This window comes from Kiloniella laminariae DSM 19542, from assembly GCF_000374005.1.
GTDB classification, from domain to species: domain Bacteria; phylum Pseudomonadota; class Alphaproteobacteria; order Kiloniellales; family Kiloniellaceae; genus Kiloniella; species Kiloniella laminariae.
Map to the genome: position 1 here is coordinate 373,566 of NZ_KB893135.1, position 16,747 is coordinate 390,312.

Here is a 16,747-nt window from a genome sequence, read left to right on the forward strand (position 1 = left end):
TATAAGTTTTTTAAGCCCCCCCACACACATAACCCTCGCACCTAAGGACTTGAATATGACAGACGCAACACAGGAAACAGAAACCTCCGGCAAGACAATCCTATATATTTTTCTTTGGTGTCTTTTTCTGGAAGGTCTTATCAGTTTTTTATTCCCCTCCTACACAGGACCTTTGCACCTCTTGCTGGCAAGAACCGTCGGCTCGGCACTCACCCTGTTCGTCGTGGGCTGGATTATTGCCTTTGTTTATAAAAAAATCCGCGGCAATCAACGCTACTATCTGATATGGACAACAAGTAGTACCCTGTTCGCCCTTCTCGGATTTGTCGGGGCGATGAACCACCAATAAACCTGCCAGCTTCACCTGTGGCGTCACATGCAGTCCCGGACAATCGAGTGTTCAAAGCGGCGCTCAAAGATCAGCTCTTCACCATCGTAAGCGCGCAGTTCAACCGTGATGTCATAGGTTTCGGCAGTCAGGGTCATGGCGACGACGCTTTCAAGGCGGATTGACCAGTTCCCCTCTTCCGCAACACGCGACAGCCAGCTGGTCCAGGCGGAGCGTCCGCTTGCGCCCAGCGGGTCATCCGGGCAGATCATCCAGCAGTCTTCACGCAGGTGACGGTCACACAGGCCATGCGGCTGTTCACTCTCGCCCGTGTCCTCGACCACATGATATTCGGTGCGGTTGTTGGCAAGATCACGTTTGACCCAGCGGTCCACCTTGCCCGGCTGGTTGATCTGGTATTGCGGCACCGGCACCGAAGCATCCGGTCTGGGCATGTCGGTTTCATCCGCCAGCAGCAGATCATTCACCCCGGCAGTGCGTCGGACGGGTAAGGTCACCACAGCCGCCTTTCCGGTCAGGATCGAGGCGGTCACATGATAGGGCGACGGCAGGATCATCGGCCAGTAGGCAGTCGAGATCGAAATGCGGATCCGGTGACCAGGCAGGAAACGATAACCTGCATCATCCAGCAAGATCTCCACCTGCTCGGCCTGACCGGGGATCATGGGTTCTGGCTGTTCCTGGCTCTGGCGATGAGCAAGGTTGAGCAGACCAAAGCTCACCCGGTGCGACACCCCGTCAGGGTGGACGTCGATCAATCGCACGGCCAGATTGCCAAGCGGCGCGTCAATCGCCACGCTCAAAGCCAATTTGACCTGACCCAAAATCTCCAATGGGTTCGCAAGTGGTGCTGTCTCAAACACCAGTGACCCCGCATCATCGCCGCGTTGGTCACCCGGCATTTCGGAATCAGGTTTCAAGGTAAAAATCTCGCCACAGGCCGTTCCGGTATCCTGAGGCGAACAGATCGACAGCAGGCTTTCCCTGCTGCCAGAGAGCCTCTCGGTGCCAGAGGATTCAAAAGCACAAGGCTCCAACGATCCATCCGCAGTGAGTGTCCAATCCTGCAGTTCGATATCCGGCGAGGGCCAGATCTGTTCGGCGACCCAGCGCCCCTCTTCGACCTCGCGCCAGTTCGAAGGCCGGACGTTCTGGGAAATATAGGCGCGGTAATCCGGCAGATCCTCGGCTCCGTTGTTTTCCTCTTTCAACCAGCGGTTCCACCAGTGCAGGGCTTCCTTGTGAAAATCAGCGCGTGGGTGCGGATAGGCAAAGTGCGGATACTTGTGGATCCAGGGACCGTTAATCGCCTTGGTCACCGCGTGAAAGTGCGCTGCAGCATCCGGCGGGGCATTACGATAGGCATCAGCCCAGCCGGATATCACCAGACAGGCTGCGGTGATCGCGCTGTAATCCTGCCCGACAGAGCCATGTTTCCAGAAATCTTCAAAACGCTGATGCTCCAGCCAGCCCGTCAGGATCGGCGTAGCCCCTTCCAGCCGCTCCAGCCACATCTCGCGCCAGCGCGGGCCAACCAGGGCCGGATCGGGCGGACGATTGGCAAAACACTGCATCACCCCGGCCCAGGACAGATTGCTGTAGAGATGACAGCCGTTCTTGTAATGGATGTCACAGTTGTAACGATCTGTGGTCGAGCCTATGGAAATCACCGCCTTGAGCGGCTCGGGCCGCAGTGCTGCGATCTGTAACGCATTAAACCCGCCCCAGGAAATCCCCATCATACCGAGTTTGCCGCTGCACCAATGCTGCGCAGCAATCCAGTTGATCACCTCGACCCCGTCAGACAGTTCACGCGGGGAATATTCATCATCGAACACCCCGTCGCTCTCCCCGGTGCCGCAGATATCCACGCGTACTCCCGCATAGCCCGCGCGGGCAAAAACCGGATAGTTGCTTTCATCTCGTGGGGCCGTGCCATCGCGCTTGCGATAGGGCAGGTATTCCAGAATGGCCGGAACGGGGACAGATCCGCCTTCTTCCAAAGCCTCCAGCGGCATCCAGACCCGGGCCGAAAGTCTGCGTCCGTCAGCCAGTGGTATCCAGATGTTTTCCCACTCGACAAAACCGTCGTGCCGGATCACCAGCGCCCGGGGATCGTCATCTGTTTTCGTGATTACCGGGTTCCTGATTGCCTGATCATTTTTTTGGTGTGATGCCACAGCTGTTCCTTGCCACAAGACGTTCCCGCATGTCTGAACCAGAAAACCGGGTCAGGCAGTCAAGACAGAATAAACCACTGAAGGATCAAAAACTTATCACCAGGTTTCGTCAAGAAATATCACGTTACCACAGCTTCGGTCACGATGCTGATGACAGTTCCGCAAGATTATTCCCAGAAAGATAAACGCTCCTCTTAGCTGGCAAACACAACCCGGTTTCGCCCCTGTTTTTTTGCCAGATAGAGCGCTGCATCGACTGCTGCGATAAAATCCATTTCCCCTGCACCCCGTTCGGGTATAAGCACGCCCGCCCCCAAACTGACTGTCAGTTGAGGACCAACTTGCGAATCAGGATGCGGGATTGCCAAACTTTCCAGCGATTGCTGCAGCCGCTCGACAATCAGTTCACAGGCCTCGCGGTTCGTATTGGGCAAAAGCATCACAAACTCTTCCCCGCCATAGCGGGCGACAAGATCACCACTGCGCTGGACCTGTGCTGCCAGCAAACGGGCAACTTTGAGCAGGCATTCATCCCCGGCCTGGTGTCCCAGCGCGTCGTTGTATTGTTTAAAAAAATCGATATCAATCAAAATCAGCGACAAAAAAATTCCGTCTCGCTGGTTACGATTCCACTCCCTCGGCAAGATCTGATCAAAAGCCCGGCGATTGGCAATACCGGTTATCCCGTCTTCCAGCGCCACCTTTTCAAGATCGGCACTAAGTTCCAGCAGGTGCTCATTGGCCCGCATCAGATCTCCGGTTTTTTCCTGAATTTTCTGTTCCAGAAATTTATTGGCGTCAATCAGCTTGTCCGCCATTTTATTAAAGGCTTTGGCCAGAAGTCCCAGTTCGTCCTTACTGAGATATTCAATACGCCTGGACAGATCCCCTTGGGCAATCATCATGGCAACCGAGGTCAGGTCGATGACGGGCCGGGTAATAGAGCGCCCCAGAAACAACGCAACAATCAGAACGACAAAACCGGATGCAAAAAGGGAATAGAACAAAAATTTCTTTTGTTTGTTGAGGGATTCCAGTGCTTCTGCAGTGTCGATTTTGAACACCAGCCCCCAGTTTAAATCCGGGAAAACATGCGTGATGACAAAGACCTCTTTCCCGCGGTAATCAATATGGCGGGTAATATCCGAAATATCTGCTTCTGATCGCTCAAAAGGATTGATCAACAGTTCCACCAGGCCTGTACTGGCGTATTTGGGACGTGCAAAAGGTCTGATCTTGTTTTCTGAATCCCGATAGACCAGGAAAACCTCTTCGCTTTCTCCCAGCCCTGTATGATTTCCCACCGCACTCTGAAATGAGGACAGATCCGTTTCAAGAACCAAGATACCCAAAGACCTGCCATTCAGGAGCAATTGTTGGAAGGCAACCAGTTTGTTGTTCTGCTCGCCGACAGGCACAATAAATACTTGAAAGCTATTCTCTTCATCCAAATCAGCTTCCCTGATCAGGACGGAATAATTTTTAACGCTCTCCGGATCCGTCGAAACAATGACATCGCCTTGAAAATTCACAATATTCAAGCTGAGAACAGCAGGAATGGCCTGTTGTGCATCGACAAGAATAGATCGCATTTTCTGCTCGTGCGCAGCAGCAGGCACCAATCCCTGATCCTGCTCATTCTGCCATTGAGCCAGTGAGTGACGGAGCTGCGTCCTGCTGACAATCAACGCCATGCGCTCGGCATTCCGGTCGATGGTCTGGGTGATCTGATGACTTATCTGACTGGTGACAGATACCAGATGCCTGTGTACCAGCTCCGTTAATTCTGACTGACTACGATAATGATAAGACGTCCCTGTCAAAACAATGGAAATCAAAGTTGTGCTTAAAAGAACAATTGCAACTTTATGCCTAATACTAAATCCTTTTATTTTAGGATTTTTATTTCTTTTCATTCAAACGTTCCATGTAAAGACTGAATTTTACACAAAAAACAGTTCAGCAACTATCATCTTTATACAGCATTTTAATTAACAGATACTCTATATAAATTCTCAAAATCCCCGATCACCATACTTGTTCGCCACAATAAATATGAATTTATGCTCAAATAAACTTCCCATTTTCAGCACCATTGGCTAAAGTCTGATGAATATTTACAGCTGTATTTTGGTCTTCGCAGAAAAATAATCAGCCTGATGAAACAATAGTTAACCTGATTGCACTCACCCGGGTGCGGATATAACTATTCCTGATGGGGGGAATACATGAAGCGTTTCACGCCTGCTCTTGTCTTGTCAATTTTTGCGGCAAGTTGTTTTGTATCAGCAACTTTCAAACCCTGCCTCGCCCTCGCCGATGATTACAGTGATGCCGTCCAGGCCTATCAGCTTGGTGATTATGAAGACGCATTCGCGCTTTATACCAGCGCCGCCGAGGCCGGTTCCGCTGCGGCACAATTCAACCTTGGGCGTATGTATCGCCAGGGTCATGGCACCCGCAAGAATTCCGAACAGGCCTTTGTCTGGGTCAAGCGTGCCGCCGACCAGGGGTATGTGATTGCCCAGGAACGTCTCGGCGACCTCTATGCCCTGGGGCAGGGACGTCCGCTTGACTATGTCGAAGCCTACAAGTGGTATGGACGGGCGGCCGAACAGGGGTTGGCCCGGGCTCAGTACAAATTCGGCTTCATGCATGCCGACGGTCAGGGAACCGAACAGGACTACGATCAGGCTTTCTTCTGGTACCTCAAGGCTGCTGAACAGGGCTTTGCCGAAGCCCAGTATGCCCTTGCTGTGGCTTATAACACCGGGCTTGGTACAGCAGAAAATGCCAAATCGGCCCTGCCCTGGTACGAAAAGGCGGCGCAAAAAGGTGTAACCGACGCCCAGTACGACCTTGCCAGTCTTTTTGATGAAGGGCGGGGCACCAGGGCAGACCCAGTGCAAGCTTTCTTCTGGTACGAAAAAGCTGCCGCGAAAAGCGACCCCCAGGCCCTGGCCGCCCTCGCCCGGCTCTATTTTGAAGGCCGTGGTGTAGAACAGGATCTGGTGCAGGCTCACAGCCATGCAACACTTGCCCTTGAATATGGGGAAGACGGGAAAAATGGCATCTACACCGAAGAGGACACCACCGCCCTGCTCGAGAAAATCTCGGGCGGGATGGACCAGAACCAGATCCTTCAGGCCAACAAGCTAGTGGTGGAATGGATTACCCGGCGCAACAACCAGTGAGGCATTCCCGCCTAAAAAAACGGGTTTTGCCGCTGGCCAGAGGTTCTTTCGGCAAAACCATCCCCTTCCCTCTTTACTCTTCTTTCAGAAAGCGGGCATAGAATTACCTCGATTTTGCGGATATACTAAGTAATCACAATAACCTGACCCAGTGAAGCCGACCCCATGAAACCGAAACTGGCACGTATTCTGGTCCTGTTGATTCTTCTGCTTGCTCTGATCAGCGGTTGGTTGCTGATGATGATCCCCGATGACAACGCCGAGGCAATTGCCGCCCTGGAACGCGGCGACAAGAAAGAGGCCTTTACCCTGTACAAAACCGCGGCCCAGAAAGGCGACCGCCTGGCCCAGACGGAACTGGGCATCATGTATAACCGCGGCACAGGAACCCTTAAAAACCAGAAAGAAGCCTTCAAATGGCTGAGCAAGGCAGCAGAAGGTGGCCAGGGCAGAGCCCAGTATTATCTGGCGCATATGTACAGCAACGGTTATGGAACCGGGCGCGATCCCCACAAGGCGCTCTTCTGGTATCAAAAAGCCGCGGACAAGGGTATTGAGGCCGCCTATTTGCCTCTGGGCCTGCTGCATCTGACGGGTAATGGTCCGGAGGGTGATGTTGAAATCGACAGCGCAGGCCTGAACGGCCAGGTCACGCTTGAACTCTCCGGAGAGTTGTCAAGCCAGGCTCTCCTTCCTGAGATCAATCCCCCTGAAATAAATCAGGGCGAAATCATTCAGGGCGAAACCAGCCCCATGGGGGGACAGAACACCTCCCTTTCAGTTACAGACGACAGTCCCCTTGTCCCTGTAACGACTGACCCGCAGGCCGCCTTTCCCTGGTTGAAAAAAGCAGCAGAACTCGGCAGACCAGAGGCAGAATATCTGCTTGGACAGCTGTACCAAAAAGGCGAAGGCTTGCCGAAAAAAAACACCCCTGAGGAAAATATTGAACAGGCTTTGTTATGGTATGAAAGAGCCGCCAGAAGCACACATGTCGACGCCCAACATGCCCTGGCCCAGCTTTTTGACGAACGCGGTACTGATCAGGAAAATCAGAGTAATGCCTTTCGCTGGTACCAGCAGGCTGCAAATCAGGGCCATCCCAGAGCCCAGTATCGCCTTGGTACTTTCTATCGCGACGGCAGAGGCACCCTGCCCAACGACTGGCAGGCGGCAACCTGGTTCAGCAATGCGGCTGGGCGGGGCCATCTGGAAGCACAGTTTGCTCTGGGAGAGCTTTATCAAGGTCAGAATGAACTTGGCCCGGATTATACCAAGGCTTATATGTGGTTTGGCATTGCCACGCTTAACGGCCACGAAGAAGCACTGGAACGCAAAAACGTTGTATCCCGGCACCTCCAGCCCGAAGCAAGAGCCGCCGCGGAAAAGTTGATTGCCGACTGGCAAGAGAGCAGCAAGAAGGCAGGCGGGAACTGATCTGCCTGTTATTCTGCTGTTGCCCGCTTGATTTTCTGATGAGTGTCCTCGTTAACACCGATTTTCCAGTAAGCGCTGACGTAACTGTCCTCACGCGGAATACCACGCTCCTGAAGAAGGTGCACCCGCAGTTCCTTCACCACCGAAGCTTCTCCCGCGACAAAGATACTGGGTCGACCGGGTCTCCAGCGGATCGAGCGGATAAACCGGCTTTGTTCGCGACTGGGTTTCTCCGGGCTTGGGTTCACCAGCCAGTGAATATCAATCCCCTCTGGGGCATCAATCTCCTGACGATCTTCTTCTGAAGTGATTTCAAACACGGCTGTTCCTACAGCATCCCGCGGGATTTCTTCCAGCGCGGCAGCCGCAGCGGGAATGGCCGTCATATCAGCAGCCAACAAGAACCAGTCTGCAGTCAGAAAAGTCATCTTTTTCGGACCGGGGCCAAACAGGCCGATGAAATCACCGGGAATGGCGCGCTGGGCCCAGTTGCTGGCAGGGCCGCCACTCCCCTCAATTTTTTGGCCAACTTGCGAGTTAATTTCCGGGCCAGATTCCGGGCCAGATTCCGGGCCAGCTTTTAGACCAACCTCTTCTCCCGGTTCATGACCATGCAGGGCAAAATCGATATCAATTTCCCGCAGATCGGGCCGATGATGACGAATGGTATAGGTCCGCATCACCGGGCGTTGCCCCTGTTCAATCTGGGACAGAAAGCCAGCCGGGTCGATTTCCGGTTCTGGAATCAACAGCTTGACATGCGCACCTTCCTGACTTTCCGGGAAATTGCGCAAACCTTCTCCGCCCAGCGTCACCCGCAGCATGTGTGGACTTAGTTGATGACGACTGATCACCGAAAGAATACGGGGCAGTTTGCTCTTGGACCGTTCAGCACCAGCCCCGTCATTGGCAGCACCAGTTGGCAGCGGCCGCAGGGAAGCTTTCTCCATCAGAGTTTTCGGGGCGTTCCAGCCCTCACCGGTTCCAGTTCCTGAAACAGCCGATCCTCCATCCGTCTGCCCTGCTGATACTGCGGGCCTTCCTTCTGGTCTGGGCGATACCGCTCTGGTCTTGTCTGTCATCAAGCTATCCCCCTCAAGATAGAAGCTCCGGTTATAGAGACTGGGTATAAGACGCTGTGGTTTTCTGCTCTGCCATATAGGGCGCTGTCCCCATCAATTCAATGAGAATTATTCGCAATTAAAGCAACAAATCGTGATCACAAAAATCACAACACATCATAAATTTAAAATCCCTGCGTGTTATAAGGATACGCGGCAAGGTAGCAAGCAGCATTTTCGACAGGACAAAAAAGAACACAGCCTCAACGGGAGAACGCCATGTCTGATCTGAAAGTCACATCCTGGAACATCGAGCACATGAAACGCCTGTTTGAAACTGGCGGCAGCGCGACCGTGCAGCAGCGGCGATCCCGGCGACGGGCAACTGTCGCCGCGCAGGTCATGGCCCTTGATGCCGACGTCCTCTGTGTTCTCGAAGGTCCTTCTTCTGCTGCGGATATGAAAAACTTTTGCGCCCACGATCTTGCTGGCAACTGGCAGCTGATCGAGGCGGCGGATGGCCAGTACGGCACTCGCGGCAGCCAGTACATCTGGTTTCTGGTCAAAAGTGCTCTGGCTGCTGATGCCTCGCTTTTGCCTGTTGCAACCTTTCGCGAGTTCGCCGGGGAAAGCTGGAAGGTTCACTACTGGGGCGATTTCGAGGAACAGACCCACCGCCATTACCGCGCCCCGCAAACCCTGCTGCTGGACTGGCGCGGCGAACGGCTGGAATTTATCGGCCTGCACCTCAAAAGCAAGTTTGTCCAGCGGGGCTCTTCTGACTGGGCCGCAGGCGGGCAGCAACAGCAGGACTTTATCCGCGCGGCGATCAAGGCGCGGATAAAACTGACGACCGAGGCCCAGAACGTGCGCAACTATATCGACCGCAAGTTCGCCCAGTTGGCTGCTCCGAACATCTTTGTTATGGGTGATCTGAACGACGGCCCCGGCAAAGAGTATTTCGAACGCCAGTACCTGTTTTTTGATCTGCTCTCCAACATCCAGGGCGATGTGTTTTTTGCCCGGCGTTTCCTCAACCATGCTCTTTTTGATGCCCCCGAGGAACTGCGCTGGTCAGTGGACTTTCAGGACTTTGTTGATCCCGAACGCGATCCCCATATCCTGCTCGACCATATTCTTTTTACCCAGGCTCTGGTCGAGGGAACAAAACCCTTCGAAATCAGATCCGGAGCAGGCAGGGTTGAACATGAAATCCACGAGCAGATCAACGCACCCCTGCCCCTCTACGCCCACAGCAGCGACCACCGCCCCGTCTCGGTAATTTTATCGGGGAAATAGCCCCTGAAACAAAACTTTACCAGTTCAGGATTATCCGCCCACGCTTGCCGCTTTTTTTAAGGTGGGCGAGGCCAGCCTGATATCGGTCAAAGCCGTAAACCTCTTCAACAATCGGCAAGAGCGACTTGCCTTCTATCAAGGGTTCAATTGCTTTAAGCCGGGCTGTATCGCCATGCATGACCATCAAATATCCGACCTGCGGATCTTCGGAAGTTCCCCCGTTCACATCATCGGGAAGTGCCGGAATAAATTTCCCCTTTGCACTCAACAGATGGCGGCAGTCGTCCAGCTTCAGCTTTGTTGAGAAATCGACAAGGAGATCATAATTTCCCGGAAGATCAGCAAGGTTTGTATCCCGGTAGTCGTAAACCTTGTCAGCGCCCAGTTGTTTTAAAAAATCAGTATGGTCTTTACCCGCCAGGGCCGTCACCTGGTGACCTTTGAGTTTTGCCAGCTGGGTAGCATAAACGCCGACACCGCCGGCAGCCCCGACAATCAAGATATTCATATTTGATTTCACATTTGATTTCTGTGGCGCGAGATCTTCAAGAATTGACAAGGATGTCAGAACGCCAAGAGGAAAAGACGCGGCTTCTTCAAATGAAAGAGATGGCGGAATTTCGGCAATATAGCTTTCAGGCAAGACGATATATTCTGCATGGGTCTTGCATCCCGTAATGAGATGGACATAACCGTAAACCCGCGTGCCAATATCAAATTTCTCACCCCGAGATTCAACAACTCCAGAAAATTCCAGACCAGTTTGTACCGGGTGGTCAAATCCGTATTCCTGAAAATAACTGTCATAGCTCCCCGCTGCACTCTCCAGATCATAGGAATTTAAGGATGCGCTATGGACTTTGATCAGGACCTCTCCTTTTGCTGGTACAGGCTTTTCCAGATTGTCCTTCAGTAGGATGACCGATTTTTCCTTGACGACCAGGCCTTTCATGACTTCCCTCATGGTATTTGTTATATGGAAATTGTAATTTAGGTCAACAGACCTAAATTACAAGATGAAGACCCAGAAAATATTGACCCGATGTAAGGTGAGTTTAGTGGCCCAGACCAGAGAGCAGCAAAATAAACTCAAGAAAGAAGCCATATCCAGAGCGACGATCAAACTTCTGAAGGAGTGCGGGGGAGAAGGCCTGTCAATGCGCCGTGTTGCGGATGAAACCGGCATAAGCCTTGGCAACTTGCAGTATCACTATAAAACCAGGGAAGAACTTCTTGCGACCATTCTTGATGATTTCCTTTCAAATTACCTGAGCGGAAACTGGGAAAAGAGCAAGAAAGATGCAGCAGAGCCCTCCCCCTCTCTGGAACAGGTTTTCTTGCAGATTTTGACACACGACAGCTTTGATGACTGCACAGTCGTCTTCAAGGAAATCTGGTCCCTCGCACAAAGGAATGCAGGAATAGACCAGCTGCTTGTTGACTTTTACCAACAGAGCCATCGCTTCCTTTGCCAGTTGCTTTCTTCAACAAGCACCTCGGCAGTTGAGCAGGAAAAAGCGGAACGGACAGCTGATATTCTTTTACCGTTTCTGGAAGGCTATTGCGTTACCCGGAAAGCATTGCGCTCGGATCCCGGGATTTTGTCAGCTGATCTGGCACACCTTACGAATGCACTCTTGAGTCAAGAGCCAATCAGGGATTAGACTACAAGGTACCGCGAATGAATGAGGTGGAAATAAAGTGATTGTTCGTCTTGTTATCGCCTGCTGCCTTTTTGCCTTTACGGTTTCGACACAGGCTGATGAACCGCGTAAAACCCAGGTTTTTGCGGGTGCTTTTTTCCCCTTCATACTAGAACAGGATAACCAAGGAACCCCGCGGGGATTATCCGTCGATATTCTTGAAAGAGTTTCCGCGATCACCGGTGATCCCATTGAGGTGAAGGTTTATCCCTGGGCCCGGGCACAGCAGTTGCTGAAGCTCGGAAGCGTCGATGGTCTTGTCGGGCCTTACCGCTCTGCCGAACGCGATGGTTACATGACCTATTCCAGCCGTCATTTTTACGAAGATCGCATGGTGCTCCTGCAGCGCAAGAGCGAACCGATCCCCTGGGACGGCAATTTCAAGTCCATGAGCAGCTATAGCATCCTGACAATCAACGGCTGGGCTTACGGACCGGAATTTGAAGCATCCCGCCCTCTTCTCAGAATTGAAAAGGTTACGACAGCAGCACAGGCCCTGCTGATGCTCCGCAATGACCAGGTTGATCTGGTGGCCCTGAACGAACGCAATGCTCTCTATGAGATAAGAAAAGAAGCCGCACTGGAGGAAATAGAGATCAAGGAGCCCGAGTTTCGCACGGTGGTTGGCTATTTCGCGTTCCCAAAAAAACAAACCGATGCTGCCTTTCAAAAGCGCTTTAACGACGCGCTCAATCAACTCGCCGTAACAGGAGAAATCAAACAGCTTTCCGCCCGCTATGGCCTTGCCTATATCGGCGAGCTGTCGAACTAAACGCAAAAAATTAAAGAGAAACGCCTTGGCTTTCTGAAAAACGCGCCTCCCGGACGAGAGGCGCGCAACAGAGCCGGTCATTTTTACCTTACTGACGACAGCAAGATCCTGTCCTAGCTGTTCAACACCTTCAACAGGCGATCTGCCCTCCCAGCAAGATCTTCGGCAATGCCCATGACTTCACCTGCAACAGTATGGACCTGATCAACGTTCTGGGTCACACCGCTGATATTGACCGTGATATCATTCACTCCAGAAGCTGCTTCGCCGACGTTACGGGCAATTTCCTGGGTTGCGGCCCCCTGTTCTTCCATGGCTGCGGCAATTCCCGACGCCCCCTGGTTGATGTCGCCAATCGACTTGGTGATGTGAGCAATGGCCGTGACTGCATTTCCTGAAACGTCCTGGATTTCTGCAACCTGGATCTTGATGTCTTCCGTTGCCTTCGCCGTCTGAGTCGCAAGTGCCTTTACTTCGGAGGCAACAACGGCAAAGCCCTTACCTGCCTCGCCCGCCCTTGCAGCTTCAATCGTGGCGTTAAGCGCCAGCAGATTGGTCTGCCCCGCGATGTCGTTGATCAGACTGACCACGCGATCAATCTTCGCCGAGGCTTCGGATAGGCCGCGTACCAACTGATTGGCCTGTTCAGCTTCGGTAAAGGCATTGGTTGCCATCGTGGAAGAGTGGGAAACCTGTTGGTTGATTTCCTTGATTGAGGAATTGAGCTGGTCGGCCGCAGACGCAACAGTCTGGGTATTTACTCCCGCCTCTTCCGCACCTGCCGCGACCGTAACGGTACGTTCCGCCGCTTCCGATGCTGTGCGGTTCATAGACTGGGCACTATTGTTCAGCTGGCTTGAAATCGAGGCGATCGCGTCAACCATCTCCCCAAAGGTTTTCATCTTGTTCTCGACACCATCTGCTGCAGCATTAATCTGTTGCGCAGCTTCACCAAAAGAACCGACCATCCCATGAACAGCAATTCGGCGAAAATACTGATTTTTCGAGATAAATCCCAGACAGGCCGTTGATTCCCGAACATAGGCATCCGTGCGGTCAATCATCTCGTTGATCCGCGTACAAAGTTTGCGTTCCACATTGTCTTCAGGGGTAATGTCCAGAATCCGGGCTTCAAAATTCCCCTGACAAATCGCCTCGCAGACCTGGAGAACCTGTTCCAGAACTTCCGGTCGGATAGCTTGACGCTGAACCATTTCTTTTTTTCGCGCAAACATGCTCAATCCTCCTGGGCCAAAGCGGCAATGAACTCATTATAGGACTGGTCTTTCTCGGACAGGATCTGGTTGAGCGCCTCGATCGACTGCTTGATGCCTTCCTTGCGGTTACTGTTGGCATCCTCAATTTTCTTGAGCTTGTCATAAAGCGGTTCGATGACTGTCTTGATTGTCTGCGGATTTGGGACACGCCGGGTCGAATGATAACCGACAATTTCTCCATTTACGGTACTGGGTGTCACATGGGCAATCACCCAGTAATGATCACCATTTTTGGAAGAGTTCACGACATAGGCGAAAATTTCCTCACCCGCGGCAAGGTTCGTCCACAACAGCTCGAAAATTGCACGAGGCATATTGGGATTGCGGATGATGTTATGCGGTTTGCCGATCACCTCATTCTCGGAATAGCTCGCTATCTGCAGAAAAATATCATTCGTATAGGTCAAACGTCCTTTGAGATCAGTCTTGCTGACGATCAAATCATTGCGGTCAAAGAACAATTCCTTGCCTGGATATTGCATGTTTTCATTTCTCCTTTTCGCCGCCCTCTAACGAGCAACTATAGTATGCAAAGAAAAAATGAATCAAAATTTAAATAAATACACTTCGAATACAAATAAAAAAACAATTACAAAAAAATAAACAAATATTTATTTAATACAGAAAGATCTAAAACTAACAACTTAAGGTTTATATTTATTGTAAATAAATAATCCAACATTAATACTTGAAATTCATTAAAAAAGGGAACTCCCAAAGCCTATTCATAAATGATTCCAGTACAAAACAGAGATTTCCTGCAGCCCTTCAATCCGCAAAACAAAACATCCAACTATCCGAACCCCGTGCTTTCAGCTATACTCAGCCCGGATCAGTAAAGTGCGGACGTTATTTACTTCACCATCCGTCAAGATTTCCGGAACAGGCTTTTCTCTCGCGCCTTTTGCATGAATATCTTGACTGACAGGATCAGGAGGGCCCTTTTCAGTGGCTATCTCCACGGGGAAATCACAACCACGACGATTAGCACTTCACCATATCCTGTTCATCGGGTTTACCATCATATCAACCCTGCCAGTCTTTTTTCTGGCGACCTGGGCCCAGAGATCGGCACAGAACAGGGAAATGGAGATCGTCGAGGATAAACACCTGCTTTTTGCAATGAACCTTGCAAGCAGGCTGGAGGACTATGTTGCCGATGCGGAAAACCTCTTCAGAGTTCTCGCGCAAAGCCTGGTAACCGACCTGCCCCAGTCGCAAATTTCCGAACTGCTGCAAGGGATTGATTTCAACCACATCTGCCTTATCGCCCCGGACGGCACCCAGCTGAAGCACATCAGCAAAAATCCCCTGAGCCAAACCGGGCCACAGATTCCCCCTGATCAGCTCGCCCGCCTGGGTCCGGACCTGCTTCTGGCAAGATCAAAAGTGGGCGAGATCATCTTCAGTCGCACCTTGCCGGATGAAAACGGCGCCCCCAGCCTCTTTATGATCCGGGCCGAAAACACCGGCAACTACACCCTGGCGAACCTGTCCACCGAGTATCTCTCCGAAGTCGGGAAGAGCGTCACCTTTGGCAAGGGGGGACATGCTGTCATTGTTGACCAGGCCGGACAGGTCATTGCCCATCCCAACACCGCCTGGCGAAACAGGATAGAAGACCTTTCAAAAATCAAGCCTGTCGCCCTGATGATGGCTGGCGAAACTGGGATAGCCACCTTCTTCTCGCCCGCCGCACAAACCGAAATGATTGCCGCCTACACTACTGTCCCCGGGGTTTCCTGGGGCATTATGATCCCCCAACCCCTGAGCGAGCTTCAGGAAGAGACCGGACAGCTGCACCTTGCTGCCGTCTTCGTCACCCTCTTCGGGATCGCCGCCGCGGCCCTGACCAGCTGGCTTCTGGCCCGCTACCTGACCCTTCCCGTACAATCTGTGGTCAAGGCAGCAGGGGAAATCAGAGCCGGACACCATGACACCCGCGTCCCAGCCTTCTCTTCCCTGGCATCGAAGGAAGCAGAAGATCTAATCACTGCTTTCAACGGCATGATCGAAGAGATGGAGCAGGTAGAACAGCGGCTCAAACAAAGCGAACAGCGCTTTCGTGATTATGCCTCGAGTGCGTCGGACTGGTTTTGGGAGACCGACAGCCACGGACGACTGATCTGGGAAATCGACAGCAATCAGGCAGGAAACTGGGGTTTGAATTTTAATGATGTCAAAGGGCGCACACGAGAAGAGCTCGCGGGCGACCTGATGTCGGATGAAGACTGGCGTCCCTATCGTAAAGCCCTGGCAGAAGGAGGCGAGATCAAGGGATTTGAATACTGCTACCTCGGAAAGGACGGGGTCGTTCACCACGCAAAGGTAGATGGAAAACCGCTTTTCGATTCCGAAGGGAGATACACCGGTCATCGCGGCGCCGCCTCAGATATCACCCAGCGCAAACAGATTGAGGAAAAACTGCAGCAGGCCCTGATCGAAGCAGAAAGAACCAGCGAGGCCAAATCGGAATTTCTCGCCACCATGAGCCATGAATTTCGCACCCCGCTAAATGCTATCCTCGGTTTTAGCGAGATGATCCACACCCGTTACTTCGGCCCCCTCGGATCAGATAAATACAGTGACTATGCCAAACATATCCACGACAGCGGCGCACACCTGCTTGCGCTGATAAACGATATTCTCGACATCGCCTCGGTCGAAGCCGGCAAACGAACCCTGCTGCGCGAAGCCATCGATATCCCTGCGCTCTTTGGCAAGTGCCTCTCCACGATCGAGAAAAGCGCCGAAGAACGCGACATTACCCTGTCCCTTAATCTGCAGGAGCCTCTTCCCCTGCTGCAGGCAGACAGCCGTTCCCTGACCCAGATCACCCTCAACCTGCTTTCCAACGCGGTCAAATTCACCAACCGCGGCGGCAGCATTGCCCTTTCTGCCCGCGCTGTACAAGGACAGATGCGCCTTGCCGTCCAGGACACGGGGATCGGCGTTGCCTCTGAAATGATCCCCCTTATCACCGCCCCCTTTGCCCAGGCCAACTCCAACTCCCCCCGCGCCCGACAGGGAAACGGGCTGGGGCTTTATATCGTCAAATCCCTGGTCGAGGCCCAGGGCGGCGAGATGATAATCGAAAGCACTCTCGGCAGAGGCACCAGCATCACCATTCTCTTTCCGCTCGAGCCGCCCCCGGAACAAATGCCCCAGGACCACGCCCTGGAAATCACCAGAGAACAACCTCGCTCTCTCGGCGCAAAGTTGACAAAAGCATCCCAAGAGAAACGCCCCAAGGCGGCAGCCAGAAAAAAGATGCCAAAGTCGCAAGAGACACCAGACGGTATAGTTCAGACAAAAAACAACAAACAGAAACCAGGGGCGTAGCTGGCCTCCCCTTGCCTTTTCCAAGATCAGTTAAGCAAAAAGAACTTCATTGGACATGCTGTTAAAAAATTCACCAAGTATAAATATATTTCAATATCTTACCGCGCAGCATTTTGCATTTCATTCCGCAACA

Annotated in this window: 13 protein-coding genes; 7 read left to right on the plus strand and 6 right to left on the minus strand. The window is 52.3% G+C overall.

From position 1 onward, the window contains the following. The first annotated feature begins 55 nt into the window (after window positions 1-55). On the plus strand, window positions 56-349 hold the full coding sequence (locus B152_RS0106575) for a hypothetical protein (RefSeq protein ID WP_020591608.1): 294 nt from the start codon (window positions 56-58) through the stop codon (window positions 347-349). A gap of 23 nt (window positions 350-372) precedes the next feature. On the opposite strand, the gene B152_RS0106580 is transcribed toward B152_RS0106575, so the two are convergent. Together B152_RS0106580 and B152_RS25105 are read right to left on the minus strand one after the other, a co-directional pair. Next, on the minus strand, window positions 373-2,529 hold the full coding sequence (locus B152_RS0106580) for a CocE/NonD family hydrolase (protein ID WP_020591609.1): 2,157 nt from the start codon (window positions 2,527-2,529) through the stop codon (window positions 373-375). A 194-nt stretch (window positions 2,530-2,723) separates the two neighbouring features. After that, a complete protein-coding gene (locus tag B152_RS25105; RefSeq protein WP_020591610.1) occupies window positions 2,724-4,445 on the minus strand; it encodes a sensor domain-containing diguanylate cyclase in 1,722 nt (573 codons plus the stop codon). Between the two features lie 312 nt (window positions 4,446-4,757). Here B152_RS25105 and B152_RS22780 point away from each other — a divergent pair, with 312 nt between their 5' ends. Both B152_RS22780 and B152_RS0106595 read left to right on the plus strand, forming a co-directional pair. After that, a complete protein-coding gene (locus tag B152_RS22780; protein ID WP_020591611.1) occupies window positions 4,758-5,723 on the plus strand; it encodes a tetratricopeptide repeat protein in 966 nt (321 codons plus the stop codon). 165 nt (window positions 5,724-5,888) lie between these two features. Then, window positions 5,889-7,160 (plus strand): SEL1-like repeat protein, encoded by a 1,272-nt coding sequence (locus tag B152_RS0106595; protein ID WP_020591612.1) that lies wholly within the window; start codon window positions 5,889-5,891, stop codon window positions 7,158-7,160. A gap of 8 nt (window positions 7,161-7,168) precedes the next feature. On the opposite strand, the gene B152_RS0106600 is transcribed toward B152_RS0106595, so the two are convergent. Beyond that, a complete protein-coding gene (locus B152_RS0106600; RefSeq protein ID WP_020591613.1) occupies window positions 7,169-8,242 on the minus strand; it encodes a siderophore-interacting protein in 1,074 nt (357 codons plus the stop codon). Between the two features lie 258 nt (window positions 8,243-8,500). On the opposite strand from B152_RS0106600, the gene B152_RS0106605 reads away from it, so the two are divergent. Continuing rightward, window positions 8,501-9,520: an endonuclease/exonuclease/phosphatase family protein gene (locus tag B152_RS0106605; protein ID WP_020591614.1), complete on the plus strand. Its 1,020-nt coding sequence runs from the start codon at window positions 8,501-8,503 to the stop codon at window positions 9,518-9,520. 16 nt (window positions 9,521-9,536) lie between these two features. On the opposite strand, the gene B152_RS0106610 is transcribed toward B152_RS0106605, so the two are convergent. Further along, window positions 9,537-10,472 (minus strand): NADP-dependent oxidoreductase, encoded by a 936-nt coding sequence (locus tag B152_RS0106610; RefSeq protein WP_020591615.1) that lies wholly within the window; start codon window positions 10,470-10,472, stop codon window positions 9,537-9,539. A gap of 106 nt (window positions 10,473-10,578) precedes the next feature. On the opposite strand from B152_RS0106610, the gene B152_RS0106615 reads away from it, so the two are divergent. Both B152_RS0106615 and B152_RS0106620 read left to right on the plus strand, forming a co-directional pair. Continuing rightward, window positions 10,579-11,184, plus strand: a complete 606-nt coding sequence (locus B152_RS0106615; RefSeq protein WP_020591616.1) for a TetR/AcrR family transcriptional regulator — start codon at window positions 10,579-10,581, stop codon at window positions 11,182-11,184. A 37-nt stretch (window positions 11,185-11,221) separates the two neighbouring features. Beyond that, the gene (locus B152_RS0106620; protein WP_020591617.1) at window positions 11,222-11,995 is read left to right on the plus strand and encodes a substrate-binding periplasmic protein; all 774 of its coding nucleotides are present in this window, start codon (window positions 11,222-11,224) and stop codon (window positions 11,993-11,995) included. A gap of 113 nt (window positions 11,996-12,108) precedes the next feature. Here B152_RS0106620 and B152_RS26515 read toward each other — a convergent pair whose 3' ends face one another. Together B152_RS26515 and B152_RS0106630 are read right to left on the minus strand one after the other, a co-directional pair. Next, the gene (locus tag B152_RS26515; protein WP_020591618.1) at window positions 12,109-13,230 is read right to left on the minus strand and encodes a methyl-accepting chemotaxis protein; all 1,122 of its coding nucleotides are present in this window, start codon (window positions 13,228-13,230) and stop codon (window positions 12,109-12,111) included. Window positions 13,231-13,232: 2 nt separating this feature from the next. Next, a complete protein-coding gene (locus tag B152_RS0106630) occupies window positions 13,233-13,754 on the minus strand; it encodes a PAS domain S-box protein (RefSeq protein ID WP_020591619.1) in 522 nt (173 codons plus the stop codon). 466 nt (window positions 13,755-14,220) lie between these two features. On the opposite strand from B152_RS0106630, the gene B152_RS25110 reads away from it, so the two are divergent. Beyond that, entirely contained in the window at window positions 14,221-16,614 is a 2,394-nt protein-coding gene (locus B152_RS25110; protein ID WP_157230917.1) for an ATP-binding protein, read from the plus strand. Window positions 16,615-16,747: the final 133 nt, after the last annotated feature.

What these genes read in the sequence shown, in the direction of transcription:
- B152_RS0106595 (WP_020591612.1), top strand. Translation starts at nt 5,889, where the DNA reads ATGAAACCGAAACTGGCACGTATTCTGGTCCTGTTGATTCTTCTGCTT.
- B152_RS22780 (WP_020591611.1), top strand. Translation starts at nt 4,758, where the DNA reads ATGAAGCGTTTCACGCCTGCTCTTGTCTTGTCAATTTTTGCGGCAAGT.
- B152_RS0106610 (WP_020591615.1), bottom strand. Translation starts at nt 10,472, where the DNA reads ATGAAAGGCCTGGTCGTCAAGGAAAAATCGGTCATCCTACTGAAGGAC.
- B152_RS26515 (WP_020591618.1), bottom strand. Translation starts at nt 13,230, where the DNA reads ATGTTTGCGCGAAAAAAAGAAATGGTTCAGCGTCAAGCTATCCGACCG.
- B152_RS0106600 (WP_020591613.1), bottom strand. Translation starts at nt 8,242, where the DNA reads ATGACAGACAAGACCAGAGCGGTATCGCCCAGACCAGAAGGAAGGCCC.
- B152_RS0106605 (WP_020591614.1), top strand. Translation starts at nt 8,501, where the DNA reads ATGTCTGATCTGAAAGTCACATCCTGGAACATCGAGCACATGAAACGC.
- B152_RS0106630 (WP_020591619.1), bottom strand. Translation starts at nt 13,754, where the DNA reads ATGCAATATCCAGGCAAGGAATTGTTCTTTGACCGCAATGATTTGATC.
- B152_RS25105 (WP_020591610.1), bottom strand. Translation starts at nt 4,445, where the DNA reads ATGAAAAGAAATAAAAATCCTAAAATAAAAGGATTTAGTATTAGGCAT.
- B152_RS0106575 (WP_020591608.1), top strand. Translation starts at nt 56, where the DNA reads ATGACAGACGCAACACAGGAAACAGAAACCTCCGGCAAGACAATCCTA.